General features: G+C 37.1%; 14 protein-coding genes. 5 read left to right on the top strand and 9 right to left on the bottom strand.

Annotation, left to right across the window (positions count from 1 at the left end):
* From H5118_RS03985 to H5118_RS03970, 4 genes are all read left to right on the top strand, one after another.
* A complete protein-coding gene (locus H5118_RS03985) occupies positions 1–933 on the top strand; it encodes an alpha-E domain-containing protein (protein WP_007585221.1) in 933 nt (310 codons plus the stop codon).
* Between the two features lie 123 nt (positions 934–1,056).
* On the top strand, positions 1,057–1,716 hold the full coding sequence (locus H5118_RS03980; protein WP_024604871.1) for an MOSC domain-containing protein: 660 nt from the start codon (positions 1,057–1,059) through the stop codon (positions 1,714–1,716).
* 129 nt (positions 1,717–1,845) lie between these two features.
* Entirely contained in the window at positions 1,846–3,300 is a 1,455-nt protein-coding gene (locus tag H5118_RS03975) for an ATP-binding protein (RefSeq protein ID WP_182747875.1), read from the top strand.
* Entirely contained in the window at positions 3,297–3,746 is a 450-nt protein-coding gene (locus H5118_RS03970) for a response regulator (protein WP_024596059.1), read from the top strand. Before H5118_RS03975 ends, H5118_RS03970 begins: the two co-directional genes overlap by 4 nt.
* Before the next feature lie 146 nt (positions 3,747–3,892).
* Here H5118_RS03970 and H5118_RS03965 read toward each other — a convergent pair whose 3' ends face one another.
* The 6 genes from H5118_RS03965 to nirB form a co-directional block, all read right to left on the bottom strand.
* Positions 3,893–5,617, bottom strand: a complete 1,725-nt coding sequence (locus tag H5118_RS03965; protein WP_154903770.1) for a GGDEF domain-containing response regulator — start codon at positions 5,615–5,617, stop codon at positions 3,893–3,895.
* Positions 5,618–5,675: 58 nt separating this feature from the next.
* A complete protein-coding gene (locus H5118_RS03960; RefSeq protein WP_182747873.1) occupies positions 5,676–6,869 on the bottom strand; it encodes an ATP-binding protein in 1,194 nt (397 codons plus the stop codon).
* A gap of 275 nt (positions 6,870–7,144) precedes the next feature.
* Positions 7,145–8,407, bottom strand: a complete 1,263-nt coding sequence (locus tag H5118_RS03955; protein WP_024606321.1) for a nitrate- and nitrite sensing domain-containing protein — start codon at positions 8,405–8,407, stop codon at positions 7,145–7,147.
* 274 nt (positions 8,408–8,681) lie between these two features.
* A complete protein-coding gene (gene cobA, locus H5118_RS03950) occupies positions 8,682–9,545 on the bottom strand; it encodes a uroporphyrinogen-III C-methyltransferase (protein WP_154903771.1) in 864 nt (287 codons plus the stop codon).
* Between the two features lie 9 nt (positions 9,546–9,554).
* Entirely contained in the window at positions 9,555–9,908 is a 354-nt protein-coding gene (gene nirD, locus H5118_RS03945; protein WP_008167772.1) for a nitrite reductase small subunit NirD, read from the bottom strand.
* Positions 9,895–12,468: a nitrite reductase large subunit NirB gene (gene nirB / locus H5118_RS03940; RefSeq protein ID WP_182747871.1), complete on the bottom strand. Its 2,574-nt coding sequence runs from the start codon at positions 12,466–12,468 to the stop codon at positions 9,895–9,897. Before nirB ends, nirD begins: the two co-directional genes overlap by 14 nt.
* A 394-nt stretch (positions 12,469–12,862) precedes the next feature.
* Between nirB and H5118_RS03935 the strand changes: the two genes are divergently transcribed.
* On the top strand, positions 12,863–13,096 hold the full coding sequence (locus H5118_RS03935) for a hypothetical protein (protein WP_182747903.1): 234 nt from the start codon (positions 12,863–12,865) through the stop codon (positions 13,094–13,096).
* A 44-nt stretch (positions 13,097–13,140) separates the two neighbouring features.
* Here H5118_RS03935 and H5118_RS03930 read toward each other — a convergent pair whose 3' ends face one another.
* The 3 genes from H5118_RS03930 to H5118_RS20540 form a co-directional block, all read right to left on the bottom strand.
* A complete protein-coding gene (locus tag H5118_RS03930; protein WP_024596346.1) occupies positions 13,141–13,992 on the bottom strand; it encodes a universal stress protein in 852 nt (283 codons plus the stop codon).
* 10 nt (positions 13,993–14,002) lie between these two features.
* Positions 14,003–15,493 (bottom strand): SulP family inorganic anion transporter, encoded by a 1,491-nt coding sequence (locus H5118_RS03925; protein ID WP_182747869.1) that lies wholly within the window; start codon positions 15,491–15,493, stop codon positions 14,003–14,005.
* A gap of 271 nt (positions 15,494–15,764) precedes the next feature.
* Positions 15,765–16,133 carry an NrtR DNA-binding winged helix domain-containing protein gene (locus H5118_RS20540; RefSeq protein ID WP_259398397.1) on the bottom strand — a complete coding sequence of 123 codons (369 nt, stop codon included), beginning with the start codon at positions 16,131–16,133 and terminating at the stop codon, positions 15,765–15,767.
* Positions 16,134–16,332: the final 199 nt, after the last annotated feature.

Genomic DNA, 16,332 nt, shown 5'->3' with positions numbered 1-16,332 from the left:
ATGTTATCAAGAGTAGGCGAAACTTTATATTGGGTATCTCGATACATTGAGCGCGCGGAAAATGTGGCTCGTTTAATCAACGTTAACAATTTACTGATGATGGACTTACCCAAAGGCGTATGTACCGGCTGGGAGCCATTAATTGATATTATTGGTGTGCGTAAAGCGTATTCAGAAAACCATACTGATTTTACTGAACAAAAAGCATTAAGGTATTTACTTGTTGGTAGTGATAACAGCTCGTCAATTTTAAACTCTATTACTTCGGCACGAGAAAGCGCGCGTACAATTCGCGATGTAATACCGCGAGATGTATGGGAAGAAATTAACTCTCTTTATTATTATGTAAAAGATAATCAAAAAGAAGGGATAACAAAGCGCGGACGTTTTGATTATTTAAAAAAGATTATAGATTCAGCCCATCAAATATTTGGGGCGTTAGATGCCACAATTAATCATGATCAGGGCTATGTTTTTATCCGCTTTGGTTCGATTATAGAGCGCGCAGATATGACATCGCGAATTTTAGATATTCGCTCTGCTACGTTAATTACTAATGAAGAAGAAGTGAAGCCGTTTGATAATATTCAGTGGATCAGTTTATTGCGTTCGTTAAGTGCTTATCAAATGTATCGCCAAGAAATGGGCGTTAGAGTACAGCGTGCTGATGTAATAGAATTTGTGATGCACAGCAAAGTATTCCCACGATCTATTTTATTTTGTATGAATGAATTAAAAGCATTGGTTTTACCTTTGCCAAACTCAACAGAAATTATTAAATCAATTGATGATGCAATTGTTGAGTTAGAAAATAAAGACGTACGAGTACTTAAAAATGGTCTGTTGCATGACTTTATCGATGAAATACAAATAGACTTAGCTGGAATACATAACGGACTGGCCGAAACGTATTTTTTAAAACAAGCAGAATAATAAAAACTGTATATTGTTAAATGACTGCTTAGTCTTAAGCGGTCATTTTTTTGCTTAAATTTATTTATAATAATTTTAAAACCTGCATAATTAATCTTTACTTCCTCATCCGTTGGTATCGCAATGAAAATCATCTCGACTAATATCTCTAAAATTAAAACTCTTATTCATAATGGTAAAGAGGTGAAAACGGGAATATTCAAAACGCCAACTAACGAACCTGTTGTTATTGAAAAGCTAAATATTATAGGGGATGAGCAAGCTGATTTAGTTAATCACGGCGGGGTTGATAAAGCGGTTTACGCGTTTTCGCACAATCATTATGATTATTGGAAACAAACCCTCGAGAATGATGATTTGGCAGTAGGTGCCTTTGGCGAAAACTTCACGATTTCTGACCTTGATGAAGCGAATATACACATAGGTGACCATATTCGAATTGGTACTGCATTACTTGAAGTAAGCCAGCCTCGTGTGCCTTGTTTTAAATTAGCTATCGCCCTTAATAATAAAAACAGCCTTAAACTGTTTACGCAGCATTACTGCACTGGCGTGTATTTTAGGGTACTAGAGCAGGGCGTTGCAAAAACGGGTGATAGTGTTGTTATCGAGAAGAAAGCCTCGCACGACATATCAGTAAAAAAACTGTTCCAGGCTTTTTTTGATAAAAAATATCCAGATTATGAAAGTGTATTATTAGCAGCACTCGAATTGCCGGAGCTTGCTCTTGAGTGGCAAACTAAAATTAAAAAGAAGCTTTGTATTAAAAATGAACTAAGTTAAGCGTAAATTGTTATTTATAGAGGAGCTAGTAAAAAAGATAAAACCTGCTATACCTAATGTGATAAATACTATAATTATTATAGTGTTATTAATAAACTGTTGGGTTAGTAGCTAAAATAGGTGTCGTATATGAATATCTCCAGAAAACTGATGCTTATTGTGATTTTAACAGCTGCAGAGGTAAGTATTACTGTTTACTCAGCTTTTGAAATAGCTAAAGGGGCCAAGTTTCACCAACTTAATTTTCTTCACTTAAAATATACTCATCAACTTACTAAGTCAGTTAAAAAAATAGAAAATGATCTCCCCATAGATATAAATACCATTGAGTCAGATATATTGTTAATTAGGCAGCAACCAATTGACTGTATTGAAGAAATAAATCCATTAAATTATGCTGTTATGAAATTTATTAACACAGAGCAAACTTTAACAATTTGTGAAAAAGATATAGAAATTGCGGATAAAACACTACTGTCAGTTACTCAGTATGAAAAAGGTGAACTCAGTAGAGCTGATTTTTTACTAAACCTTAATGTTGCACTTGTCAGCTTTAACAAACACTCTGAGATGTTTGAAGAACCAATCAGAAAAACAGTATCGTTTATACTAATGACGTTAATTCCACTTGTTATCGTCATATCTTTTTTTAATATTATTTTTATAAGTTACCTTTCTCGTACTATATCCAGCTCTATTCGAAATCTTACCCTGCTCTTATCAAGTAAACCCGAAAGCAATATTAACCTAGATGATGAGCTTGATATAAAAACGTCGGGTGAATTAAAAGCACTCGTTATCGCGGCCAGGCAGCGGATTAAAAATGATCTTTTAAATATTGAAAACAGTATTGAACTCAAAGAGATTATAAATAGCCAAACAGCCTCCCTGCAGCAAGCAAATGACGAACTTGCACAGTTTGCTTATCGAGCTTCTCATGACCTGAAATCACCGTTGTCAGGGGCTAAATCCCTAGCGCATTTTGTTATTGAAGATATAAAAGCAGGAGATACTGAAGAGGCAAGTCGAAATGCATTGGTTATCTATCAACAAATGGAAAAGTTAGAGATACTTGTTGTTGATATTTTACTATTAGCTAAAGCTGAAATTGGTAGTGAAGATAGATATGTAATTGATTTTAATCAGTTGATTATTGATATGAAAGAGCGACTCACTTGGCTTATGAAAGACAACCCTTGTAAGCTCGAGACAACAATTAATCTATCAGTACCTATAAAGTCAGAAAAAGCGCGTTTTGCTCAAATTATTGAAAACTTAATTTCAAACGGGTTGAAGTATTACGACAGAAATAAAGACTCCCCTTATGTCCGCTGTAATATTTTTAATGAACAAGAGACGTTTTTTATTACTGTTACAGATAACGGAATGGGAATACCACAAAAGCATCAAGGTGAAGTGTTTGATATGTTTAAGCGATTTCATGCACAGACGAGTACGGGCTCTGGTTTAGGGATGGCGTTGGTTAAAAAACATATTGAGTACTTAAACGGTGAAATATCACTGCAAAGCTCTGATAAAGGCACAACATTTAAAATAGTAATACCATTGGATAAGCTAATATGACAAAAATTAAACCCCCTATATTAATTGTCGATGACAACGAAGTTGACCGGTATATTCTTAAAAGGCTAATAAAAGAAGCCAAGTTAGACCTTACAATTTTTGAAAAAAAAGATGGTCAAGAAGCATTAGAATTTTTAGAAAATTATGAATCTAATAGAATAAAGTACCCTGATGGATTTCCTCCAATTCTTATATTTTTAGACATTAATATGCCAAAAGTTAATGGCATTCAATTTTTAGAGAAGTTCTCTAAACTCAGAAAAATGATAGAGATAAGCTCGTGTGTAGTTATGATGTTTAGCTCATCTGAAAGAGAAGAAGAAAAAAAGATTATAATGTCACACGACTTTGTAAAAGGTTACCTTGTAAAAGGAAGTTTTCAGGCAGCAGAGTTAAAAGAAAAAGTCATGGCTGTTATTGGTCAGCATTTAGATAAATACAGCTGATGTGCATGTATTTTAAGTTTTAACCTATTAGGCTGTGCCAATTGAAGAGCCTTTAGTTTGAGTATGTGGCTCAAACCAAAGGTTTTTAGCTTAAAGTTATATAGGTGTCTGATTTAAGCTTCAATTTTACAGAGGCTCAAAATAACCTATTTATTTAAGGATGATTTTTTACAATAGTCATCGAGTATCAAGTTAATCTCGTTTGCAGGCATAGGTTTTGAAAATAGAAAACCTTGCAAGTAGTCTATGTTTAGTTTTTTACATAGCTGATGTTGGGCTTTCGTTTCGATTCCTTCAGCTACCACAAAAAAATCTAATTTTTTTAGCATTAAAGATAAACTCTCGATTATTTTTAATCGCTTATTATTTTCTCCATCCAACGACTGCATGCTTTTGTCTAATTTTACTATATCAATAGGGTAAGATATTAGATGAGATATGGATGAGTACCCCATACCAAAATCGTCCAAAGCAATCCTAAATCCCTTGTTAGACAAAGAAGTTAATATCTCAATCACTTCTTTACTATTTTCCATAAAAGCTGTTTCTGTTATTTCAAGAATAATACTGTTGGTTTTTAAGTTGTATGTTTTGACTGTCTCTAATAAATAGCTCTCTAAAATCTCTTTTTGTAGCTGAATAGGTGAAATATTGATAGATAGTGTTAAGGGAGTTTCATAGCTTTGCTGCCATAAAGATAACTGCTCTAAAGCGCTCGCAATTATCCATTTTCCAAGAGGGGCTATTAATCGGCACTCTTCAGCAATAGGAATAAATTCATCAGGAGTATAATGAATGGTTGTATCTGGCCAACGGATAAGGGCTTCGACACCTGTCATTATTTGTGTTTTTGAACAATAAACAGGTTGATAAAATAGCCTAAAGTTTTTTTCCTCTATATGCTCTTTTATACTATTTTGAATATCCACTCGGCGACTAAATTCGTACTGATATTGCTCTTTGTAAAAGCTAATTCTACTTTTACCACTTTGCTTTGAGCGATACATTGCAATGTCAGCACATTTTAGCAGTTCATGAGATTCAGTCGCATCGTTTGGGTATAAAGCACTTCCTATACTAACACTGCAATTTAAAGTTCTACCTTCATGCAAAAAGGGTTTAGACACTTCAGCTAGTATTCTATTTGCTATCATACCTATTTGATTAATATTGCAAATTCCACCTATTATAACTGCAAATTCATCACCACCTAATCGAGCAAATCCTTCATTTTGTCTCAGGCAACTATGAATTCTTTCTACTGTTTGTATTAAAATTTCGTCGCCGACACTATGGCCAAGCGTATCATTAATATTTTTAAAGTTATCTAAATCTAAAGCAAGTAACGCCACGCAGTTTTTAGCACGTTTATTGTTAGCTATCATTACTTTTAGTATTTCTTCAAAATGATATCGATTAGACAAACCAGTAAGCTGATCCCGTTCTGCCATATGCTTTACAGCAAGATAACTGTTGTGCATACGTTGTTCTGCCTCGAAGCGTTTTTTGGCATATATAAGTGCTTTATTTAAACTGCTTCCTGTTATATCTCCTTTAGGTAAAAAATCTTGAGCACCGGCTTCTATACACTCAATTGCCAAGGTTGAATTTTCTGAAGAGCTGATCATGATAATTGCGGTATTACCGAGTTTAGGTTTTTTGCGCATTTCAATTAGCATTTCAATACCGTCTTCTTTGGGCATATTATAATCGAGTAAAATTATGTCAAAGTGGTTGTTTTCAATTACTTTTAACCCTTCGCAAACGCATGTTACTTCAGTGATGTTATGAAGTTGAGAGCCATCAGAAATAAGCATTTTTTTTATTAATTTGCGATCAACTAAGTCATCATCAACAATTAAAATATTCATACGTTCCTTCTAAGAGCAGCATCAACATGATGCTCGTTTATAATTGATAATTTCATAGTTAAAATTTTGGCCAATAAATAGTGAATGTACTGCCAAGCTTTCCACCGGAGGCTACTTCAATTTTTCCCCTGTAATTAATAATGAGCTTATTGGCAATGCAGAGTCCAATGCCGCTACCTTCAACGTCATCTCGAGATTGTAATGTTTGAAATAACTTAAATATGAGTGAAAAATATTTAGGGTCAATTCCAGGGCCATTATCTTTTATTTCAATAATGTAATATTGATTAGAGGGGATAAGTGAAATGTCGATAACCGAGTGCTCTTTATTGTTATGTTTTATTGCATTACTAATAAGATTTTGAAAAACAGTTTTAAAAGGGATCAGTGGTATATCGAGTACTTCGTTATTGGCATGTATATCAACAGTGACAGCTTGTGGAACTTCTAAAATTTTTTCTATATCTTGGTAAAGACTTTCTAAAGATATGTTTGCACGAGTTGAATCACAGCTATTTATTCTCGAGTAGCTTAGTAAATCTTCTAGGAGTACTTGCATTCTATTAGCTCTGCTGAACACAAGCTGAAAATTTTCTAGGTGCTCTTGAGGGAGTAAATCTTTGCAATCATCATAAACCCATTCTAATAAACGTTTTATAGCATTTAATGGTGACTTGAGATCGTGTGAAGTAATACTGGTAAATTCATCAAGTTCATCGCTCATTTTTTGTAATTTTTTAATTAAGCGATCTTTTTCAGTTTCGTCTTTTTTGTTTTGCTCGCAAATTGTTGAATTATACTTAGCACTGTTTATTTTATCTAATAAGTTTTTACGTTGGACTAACTGATTTACAAAGTTTTTTTGTAAACTATTTAAAATTGATTTTTCTTTTTCTGTAAGTAGTGAATCACTTGCTCGCTCGAATATCAACCATCCAAACTTAAGGTTTGAGGGCAATATAATAGGCGATATAACTCTAAATATTTTAAGGTCATGCTCAATAATCGATTCATTAAAAATATCATCAGCTAGTTGCTCTTTAGCTACTGCTATTTCTGAACCTGATTTATATAGCTCAACGACACCTGAAGGCTGATTAGCAACAATAGAAAATGAGCTCGCATCAAAAATGTTTAAAATTAGCTCAGCAATGTTTTTTATGTTTGTTTGAATGTCATTATCAAGAGAAGTTGTTAATTGCTGCTCATCTATTAATGATACACCTTCTATATAACTCTCTACATTGGGCATTCAGACTCCTACAACAGTATTAAATATGCCTCATTAAAATGAGATGCAACAAATGATTAACTTATTGTAGTTGATTATTTTGAATGCGTTGAATAATTTGCATTATAAATAGACTTCAAATTAGGGTTTTACCTTATTATAGTCAGCAGGTTATGAATCAATTTTAAAATAAGGCAAAACTCAATATGGGTGTGAAATTTGTAACTTAATAAATAACTATTATTTAGGGTAGTGGTATTACTAAAGATCAACATGCCCAAGTAAAAACAGCATATTTAATCGCTCATTTGTACAATTGTTTGCGCTACGCTAAATAAGGTTTTATGCGTATCCATTGCTTGTTTTTGTAGCTGTTTATGGGCTTGCTCTTCGGTGAGCTTTAACTGCTCAATAAGTATGTACTTGGCTTGGTGAATTACCTTTTGCTCACTAATAACTTTTTTAGCGTCAAGTAACGCTTGGTTTATTTGTTTTATATGCTGGCTTTGCTCGATAATTAAATCATACATAGTTTTATTACTGTTGAGCTTATCGGCCGCTATATTTTGGTTTACTTCTGGCTCTGGTTGCTTAATGGCTAATTGGCCAAAAGTAGGGGCTATGTGTTGCTCTGCCATATTGTTAAGTACTTGCTTATTTGTATTTAAACTACGTTGAGCACAGGCTATTTGCATTGCTGCGGTATCAATTAATTGATCTGCTATATTTTGTTCAATTTTGTGCATTATATCTATGCGCGTAGTGGTTACTTCGTACCATACTTCGCTTAGTTGCGAGAGCGGTTGAGCATTCTCGTCATCGAGTTTTTGCAGTAAACTTCTAAGTTGCTCTACCTGATTATTAACCTGATGTGTTGTTAGTGTGGCAAAGCATTTTAAAAGGTGCGCATCGGCGTACTCATTAAAAAAGTCAAAGCTGTGGTTTTGCTCTTGTTCAAAATGCGCGAGTTGTTGTTTTTGCTCAGTGGTAAATTTACTCGCTGCAAATGCTTGTGCACCACAGGCGCGCTCTTGTCCTGCGTACTCTTTACCTTGCATAAAATTGAAAAATGCGACTAACAAACGCGTTATTTTAGGATCGCTTGCGCCATCTGCTGCCTCTAAAATAATATTGAGTAAACTAGCAATTAACTGAGTGAATGACTGCGTAGCATGCACTGCACTAATGTTTTGTTGTGCTATTTGATTGCGTAGTTCGGGCAATGCGTCAAGTGTTTGCAGGCTATAGGTAATTAAATTAAATAACCGAGTATGACCAGTATCGGCGTTGTCGTTTATAAATGTTTGTTTAAGAGAATCATAAAATGCAGTTTGTGCGCTGCTGCTTAAAGGGATTTGTTCTTGTAATTGGGTTTTAAATCGCTCGCGATTTGAGGCCAAAAAGATATTACTCATTGCACGTTCTTTTTGTAACTGATGTACAAAATCGCCTAACTTAGTAAGCGAGGCACAACTGTTTTGTAATTGCTTTAGCGCGTGTATTTCTTGATACTTAGCCGCTAATAAAAACTGTTTTGTGAGAGGGTTGCTTGTCGCCATTGGTATTATTCCACACTTTTTTGTTTTTAAAGTGCAACCACTGTTCCAATCATTAATAAATTTCATCATTGAATTTAAAATCAAGCTAATACAATTGCTTAAAGTATTATTTTTATTTGTCACTGTGTTTCTATAATTTAACTTGCCATTACTTTTAACTTATTTGGTGCATTTAAGTATGTTATTGCACACAACTTGAACCCAAATTAAAAACAAAAAAAGCGCCTACTCCTGGGGAGGTAGTAAGCGCGAAAAGTGCATTATTCATTTTACGTCATGCGTTAACATTTACACTGTTTAGTAACTCAGGACTAATAGCCATTTTATGATTTATTACTTCACCAATCATAATTAGGGTAGGGCCTTGAAGGTTGTGTTTAGCATGCTCATTTACTATTTTCTCAAGCGTACTGGTAATTACTTTTTGCTTAGTACTAGTGGCATTCTCTATTAGTGCGATGGGTGTATTACTTGGCCAGCCCACTGATTGCAAACCGCAGCTTAGCGTTTGTAAGCGCGAAAGCCCCATATAAACCACTAAAGTGGGGTTGTTGTTTGCAGGCATAAACGCGTAATTTTGCCAATGAGGTTGCTTGTTAGGATCGGCAAACTGCGCTGTTAAAAATGTAACACTACGCGCTACATCGCGTGCAGTGAGCGGAATACCCGTATAAGCGGACGTAGCACAAGCCGTTGTCACACCCGGAACAATAGCAAAATTAATATTATGCTCACTAAGCGCATCGGCTTCTTCGTTAATACGTGCAAATATACTCGGATCGCCGCCTTTTAAACGCACTACGTTTAAGCCTTGTTGTGCGTATTTAACCAGTAGTTCGCAAATGTTAGCTTGGGTCATCGAATGTTTACCCGCACGTTTACCTACAAATACTCGCTGTGCTTTTTTAGGAAGCGTTTTTAATAAATCATCGCTTACTAACCAATCGTATAAAACAACATCGGCGGTATTAATTAAACGCTGCGCTTTTACTGTAATTAGCTCTGCGTCTCCTGGGCCCGCACCAATTATATAAACGTTGCCGCTTTTGACGCTGCGACTATTTGAGCTTGTTAGCTTAGTAACAAGCTTATTTAGCCACACGTTTTCAATACCCGAAAAATAAGACAGTACACTCATACTATTCCCTTAAGCCACTGCTGTTGTAACTTTTGGTTCAGCGCTTATAAATACACTGCCGTCTTCAATTTTTGCATTAAAAACCGGTAGGTGTATTGCTTCTGCTTCTAAACATTCGCCTGTTTCTAGGCAAAAGTGTTGCTTATATAAAGGCGATGCGACAACTAATTTATTGTCGATTGAGCCAATAATGCCACGTGATAATACATTAGCTTTGCCAATTGGGTCGTAGTTACTAATAGCAAACACAGCCGTTGGATTTTGTGGAATGTAAAAAATAGCCACTTGCTGATTATTAACTAATGCACATACGCCGCTATTAGCCACTAGGTTGTCGATTGTTCCAATATTATGCCAAGACATCAGCTTGCTCCTGTTCAACTTCCATTACTGGAATACGGTTTTGTGTATTACGTTGCTCACGTTTTTCGGCTTCTGTAGCAGGGCGAATTTGATTACGCTCTTGCACAAATAGAATGTTGTCGTCGGTTTCGGGGCTATTAACAAACTGGCGGAATCGTTTGGCAGCATCTGGGCTTTCAATCGCTTTTTTCCATTCACACGCATAGGTTTGTGTAATTAATTCCATTTGCGCTTCTAGCTCGTCGCAAATGCCTAAGCTGTCGTCAATTACTACGCTTTTAAGGTAGTCTAAACCGCCTTCAAGGTTTTCCATCCATACCGACGTACGCTGCAATTTGTCAGCCGTTTTAATGTAAAACATAATTACGCGGTCAATGTATTTAATTAGTGTTGGCGTGTCTAAATCGGTCGCAAATAAATCAGCATGGCGAGGGCGCATACCGCCATTACCACACACGTATAAGTTCCAGCCATTTTCGGTGGCTATAATGCCAATATCTTTACTTTGTGCTTCGGCGCATTCGCGGGTACAACCCGATACCGCCATTTTAAATTTATGCGGTGCGCGTAACCCTTTGTAGCGGTTTTCAATTTCTATTGCGTGTCCAACGCTATCTTGCACACCATAACGACACCACGTACTACCCACACACGATTTAACAGTTCTAAGAGACTTACCATAGGCATGACCGGTCTCAAATCCGGCTTCTATAAGTCGCTCCCAAATAACAGGAAGCTCTTCTAAACGCGCACCAAATAAATCGATACGCTGACCACCGGTGACTTTGCAGTACAGGTTAAAGTCTTTGGCTACTTGTCCAATTACAATGAGTTTGTCGGGTGTTATTTCGCCGCCAGCAATACGCGGTACCACAGAGTACGAACCATCTTTTTGCATATTTGCTAGGTACGTATCGTTAGTGTCTTGCAAACCAACATGAGCGGGCTCTAAAATAAAGTCGTTCCATGTTGAGGCTAAAATAGAGCCAATGGCAGGTTTACATATTTCACAGCCATGACCGCTGCCGTGTTTAGTTAGTAAGTCATCAAACGTTTTAATGCTTTCTACTTTTACCATGTGCAATAGTTCTTGGCGTGAATACGCAAAGTGCTCACATACATGGTTGTTAACTTCAACACCACGACTTGCTAATTCGTTATCAACAACTGATTTTAGTAACGCAGCACAACCACCACAGCCGCTTGCTGCTTTAGTGCATGATTTTACCGAGGCTAAATCGCATGAGCCGCCATCGATTGCACCCACGATGTCGCCTTTACTAACATTGTGACACGAACAAATAGTGGCGGTGTCGGGTAGGGCACTGCCAGATAACGACGGCGCGCCGCCGCTATCTGGTAAAATTAAACACTCAGGGTTTTCTGGTAAGTCCATGTCGTTAAGCATGTACTGCAATAAAGTATCGTAGTCGCTGGTATCGCCAACTAGTACAGCGCCCAGTAATTTATCGCCTTTTTCACTTAGTATGATTTTTTTATAACAGCCGCGAATAGCGTCTTGGTATATAAGCTCTTTACAGTCAGGCGTTTTTGCATGAGCGTCGCCAATTGAGCCTACTTCTACGCCTAACAACTTAAGTTTAGTGCTCATGTCGGCACCTAAAAACTCAAGCTCGCCACCACTTAATTGACTCGCTGCAACGCGCGCCATGTTGTAACCCGGTGCAACTAAGCCAAATAGTTTTTTGTCCCACAGGGCGCACTCGCCAATGGCTAAAATATCAGGATCAGATGTTTGGCATTGGTTATTAATAATAATACCGCCGCGCTCACCGAGTTCTAAATCAGCAATTTTACCAAGCTGATCGTACGGGCGAATACCAGCAGAAAACAAAATTAGGTCTGTTTCTAAAAATGACTCATCCGAAAAATTTAATCTAAAGCGACTGGTTTCGCCTTTTACTATTTCACTGGTTGCCTTTGATGTGTGTACCGTTACGCCAAGTTCTTCTATTTTATTTTTTAGAAGCGTACCGCCTTGTCCATCAAGCTGAACAGCCATAAGCTGCGGTGCAAATTCAACTACGTGGGTATCAAGTCCTAGTTGCTTAATCGCATTTGCGGCTTCAAGCCCTAACAAACCACCGCCAATAACTACACCACTTTTACTTACAGCTGCACTGGCTTTTATTTGTTCTAAATCTTCTAATGTGCGATACACCAAACAATGGGGTTGGTCGTTACCTTTTATAGGCGGCACAAATGGAAATGAACCTGTTGCCAATATAAGCTTATCGTACGGGTATTGCTCACCAGTTAGCGTGGTTACTATTTTTGCTGTTCTATCAATGCCTTCAACCCACTGGCTGGTATGCACATTAATATTAAGTTGTTTGTAGTTGTCGTGAGTGGTAAGTGCTAAATCGGCGGCTGTTTTGCCATCAAATACACTTGATAAGTACACGCGATCGTATGCAAGATTTGCTTCTCCGCAAAGTACAGTAATGTCTGCGTTGGCATCGCTTTGGCGCATTTGCTCAACAAAGTGGTGTCCGACCATACCATTACCAATAATGAGTATTTTTTGCGAGGTTTGCATAGGGCATTCCTTAAAGTGACGGTTTAGATACAAATAACAAAAAAGCCCGCCACAAATACGCAATATGCATAACTGTGTGCGGGCTTCTTTGCCGATGGTTGCTAATAGCTATTGTGCTCACAACCTAAATTTTTGCCGTAAATAAAACTGGCTTGTTAATAGAGTGTTTGCAAAAACATAGCCAGTTTTTTAAGTTGTTGTTTAAATAGTATTTAATGTTTTTTTAGAGTGAATGAAAAACCCGTTTTGACATATGTTGGTGCGCGCCTGGCACTAAGAGGGTGCAAGTATTGTCATTGTATTGTGCATTATCAGTCAATAAAACACCCATTATCATTCATTGTGTATTGAGTTAAATTTAGCCCATAAAATACGCACACGAATTACAAGCAAAATGATAAACACAAATTCAATAGATGATTCCCCTTTTCACGAAGGCGAGTTGGCAATACAAGACAAACTCGGTAAACGAGAAATAATGGAAACATTTGGCAAACGTGGCGTGCGCTCATTTATGCCAAAGCAGCATAGAAAGTTTGTGGCTCAAAAGGTTACGTCGTTTATTCAGTTTTTATTTGAAAAGTTTGAAGCTAAGCCAAAAACAAAAAGCCTAAAATCAGTTAAGTGATTTTAGGCTTTTGAGACTGGTTTAAACTTATTTAAAATAGCTACTTACTTTAAAATAACCACAGGCACATCGCTGTTCTCGAGCATTTTAATGGTGTTACTGCCCACAAAAAACTGCCTTAATTTAGAGTGCCCAAATGCACCCATTACAATTAGTTCTACATTATTTTGTTCTTTATATTGCATTAACGAGTCGAAAATATTGCCCTCTAAAAAGCTTGCCGACACTTCAAAGTCCATACTGATAAGCTTGTGCTGTGCATTAACAAATTTTTCTTCAAGGTCTTTTTCGTTGTTTTTAATACTCACTAAATGACAATGCAAACCATGTAACAAGCCGCCATCAATCACTTGTTGTAGCGCTTTGTCGGCTGTTTCGCGGCCGTCATACGCAATCATAAATGATTTAGGTTGTTTAAATGTTTCAGGAATAAGCAAAATAGGTTGTGTTGCATTACGCACTAAGGTTTCTATATGTGAACCCAGCACCGCAAAGCTATTACTATGTCCAGCACCATTTTGGCCAATAACAATGAGGCGTGTATCGTCTTTTAAGTCTATAACGGTATCGAGCAAATCACCGTGGCGCTTAATTAGTTCAAAATTAGTAACACCTGCCGATTTAGCATGCTCACTTACTGAATTTAATAATTCGTCAGCCATTTTTAAACTTACTTTGCAGCGTTGTTCGTCAAGCTTAGTCATTTCATCAAGAAGTGTTGACTGTGCACCAAGCCCAATACTACCAGAGTAGTCGCCGATATTAGTTTGCTGCGTTTTTTCAATTGTATGCACAAAGCTAATTGGTTTATTTAGCTTTTTTGAAGCCCAAATAGCAGCATCGGTTACATTTTTAGTAATGGCTGAGCCATCTACATAGGTAATTATTTTAGTCATTGCATTCTCCTTAATGTCCGCCAAGTAGTTTTTCGACTTCTTCAGGGTTGTTATGCACACCAAATTTATCAATTACAGTTTCGGTTGCGCTATTCATACCAATAATATTAACCGTTGCGCCTTCACGCCTAAATTTAATAACCACCTTGTCGAGTGACGATACACCAGTTATATCCCAAAAATGTGCATGGGTTAAATCAATTACCACGTTAGAAACCGCATTTTTAAAATCGAACGATGCAATAAATTGCTCAGCTGAGGCAAAAAATACTTGGCCAACGACTTCATAGGTTATTTTATCGTTGCTTTCATCATGCTTGGTTTTAACCACCATAAAGCGACCAATTTTATTGGCAAAAAACAGCGTAGCTAACAACACACCAACTAAAACGCCAATGGCTAGGTTATGCGTGGCAACAACCACAATAACGGTGGAAATCATCACAACATTTGATGAAAGCGGGTTCTTTTTTAAATCCTTAACAGATGTCCACGAAAACGTACCAATCGATACCATAATCATTACCGCAACTAATGCTGCCATAGGAATTAACTGAAGCCACTCATCTAAAAACACCACCATGATGATTAAAAATAAACCTGCAATAAAGGTAGAAAGCCTGCCGCGACCGCCCGATTTAACATTAATAATTGATTGCCCAATCATAGCGCAACCCGCCATACCACCAAATAAGCCTGCGCCAATATTAGCAATACCTTGGCCCTTACATTCTTTATTACGATCGCTCGTTGTATCAGTTAAGTCATCAACAATAGTGGCGGTCATCATTGACTCAAGTAAGCCCACAACAGCAAGACCAATTGAATACGGTAATACAATTTGCAGTGTTTCGAGTGTTAGCGGTACATCGGGCCATAAAAATATAGGTAGGGTGTCTGGTAGTTCGCCCATGTCGCCAACGGTTCTTATATCAAGACCCAAAAATATTGAAACCAGTGTAATAACAACAATACACACTAAAGGAGAGGGAAGTATTTTGCCAATAGTTGGAATATATGGGAATAAGTAAATAATACCTAAGCCCGCTGCGGTCATCGCATAAACATGCCAAGTAACATTAGTCAGCTCAGGTAACTGCGCCATAAATATTAAAATCGCCAGCGCATTTACAAACCCTGTTACAACAGAGCGCGATACAAAGCGCATTAATTCACCGAGCTTTAAAAAGCCTGCAAATATTTGTAGTACACCAGTGAGTAAGGTAGCAACCAGTAAGTATTCCAGACCATGATCTTTAACCAGCGTTACCATTAACAGTGCCATTGCACCGGTAGCCGCCGATATCATGCCAGGACGTCCGCCTACAAAGGCAATAATAACCGCAATACAAAATGAGGCGTATAAACCTACTTTTGGATCAACACCGGCAATAATAGAAAAGGCAATCGCTTCAGGTATTAGGGCAAGCGCCACAACAATACCAGCAAGCACATCGCCACGAACATTAGAGAGCCAATCTCTTTTTACGTGATCAAACATGTAATAAACCTAATTAGTTAGTTTCCCAAAGTATAGGGGAGTATTTTATTTAAATAACAGTGATTCTCGCGCAGGCGGCGATTAAGGTTGCACGTAACGTGCTGATGAAAAAGGGGAGTGGTTGCCTAGGGCGGCGTAAGTTTCAAGAAAAAAGCTCCTTTTGATTAGTTTACATTAATAATGCGGACGAATTATAAACATCACATATATATTAGCAATATGTTATTTGGCCTTAAAGACCAAACATTAATTTAATTATGCATTTGCTTATTTAAAACTCAAATGTAAAACCAAACTCTCTTAGTTTTTCGTATACGTTTATATCAAAACGGTACAAAGTAGCAGCTCGGTGAGCTACGTTGATTTGTTTTTCTTTGCAGTTTATTAGTAAGTTTATTTTTTGGAACTTACGTCTAAAGTTAGGCTTATCGAGTGATTTATTTAAAATCGACTCGTAAATTCCTTGTAGCTCAAGCAAGGTAAACTTTTCAGGGAGCAGGCTAAAACCAATCGGCTCGTGCCTTACTTTATAGCGTAAGTAATCTAAGCCACTTTTTAAAATGTCGGCGTGGTCAAACATTAAAGGGAGAACGTTATTTACATCAAACCATTCACATTCTAAAGCATTGTCGCCGCTCACAAGATTGGTTTCTTCAAAGCGTACGAGCGAATAGTAAACAATGGTTATAATACGTCTGGCAGGGTAGCGGTCAACGTTACCAAACGCACCTAACTGATCTAAATAAAGGTTTTCAACACCGGTCGTACTTTTAACAACACGCAGAGCTGCTAACTAATGGTGACTTTGAAGCCGGTCTTGATTCATGGCAATCACGAGG

The organism is Pseudoalteromonas sp. SR41-1 (assembly GCF_014164015.1).
Classification (GTDB): Bacteria; Pseudomonadota; Gammaproteobacteria; order Enterobacterales; family Alteromonadaceae; genus Pseudoalteromonas; species Pseudoalteromonas distincta.
This window is presented reverse-complemented; position numbering and strand designations above follow the sequence as displayed.

Bases quoted from the DNA above. Each gene is read 5' to 3' on its own strand.
- H5118_RS03975 (WP_182747875.1), top strand. From the start codon at position 1,846: ATGAATATCTCCAGAAAACTGATGCTTATTGTGATTTTAACAGCTGCA.
- nirB (WP_182747871.1), bottom strand. From the start codon at position 12,468: ATGCAAACCTCGCAAAAAATACTCATTATTGGTAATGGTATGGTCGGA.
- H5118_RS03985 (WP_007585221.1), top strand. From the start codon at position 1: ATGTTATCAAGAGTAGGCGAAACTTTATATTGGGTATCTCGATACATT.
- H5118_RS03925 (WP_182747869.1), bottom strand. From the start codon at position 15,493: ATGTTTGATCACGTAAAAAGAGATTGGCTCTCTAATGTTCGTGGCGAT.
- H5118_RS03960 (WP_182747873.1), bottom strand. From the start codon at position 6,869: ATGCCCAATGTAGAGAGTTATATAGAAGGTGTATCATTAATAGATGAG.
- H5118_RS03935 (WP_182747903.1), top strand. From the start codon at position 12,863: ATGATAAACACAAATTCAATAGATGATTCCCCTTTTCACGAAGGCGAG.
- H5118_RS03955 (WP_024606321.1), bottom strand. From the start codon at position 8,407: ATGGCGACAAGCAACCCTCTCACAAAACAGTTTTTATTAGCGGCTAAG.
- H5118_RS03970 (WP_024596059.1), top strand. From the start codon at position 3,297: ATGACAAAAATTAAACCCCCTATATTAATTGTCGATGACAACGAAGTT.
- H5118_RS03980 (WP_024604871.1), top strand. From the start codon at position 1,057: ATGAAAATCATCTCGACTAATATCTCTAAAATTAAAACTCTTATTCAT.
- H5118_RS03965 (WP_154903770.1), bottom strand. From the start codon at position 5,617: ATGAATATTTTAATTGTTGATGATGACTTAGTTGATCGCAAATTAATA.
- cobA (WP_154903771.1), bottom strand. From the start codon at position 9,545: ATGAGTGTACTGTCTTATTTTTCGGGTATTGAAAACGTGTGGCTAAAT.
- nirD (WP_008167772.1), bottom strand. From the start codon at position 9,908: ATGTCTTGGCATAATATTGGAACAATCGACAACCTAGTGGCTAATAGC.
- H5118_RS03930 (WP_024596346.1), bottom strand. From the start codon at position 13,992: ATGACTAAAATAATTACCTATGTAGATGGCTCAGCCATTACTAAAAAT.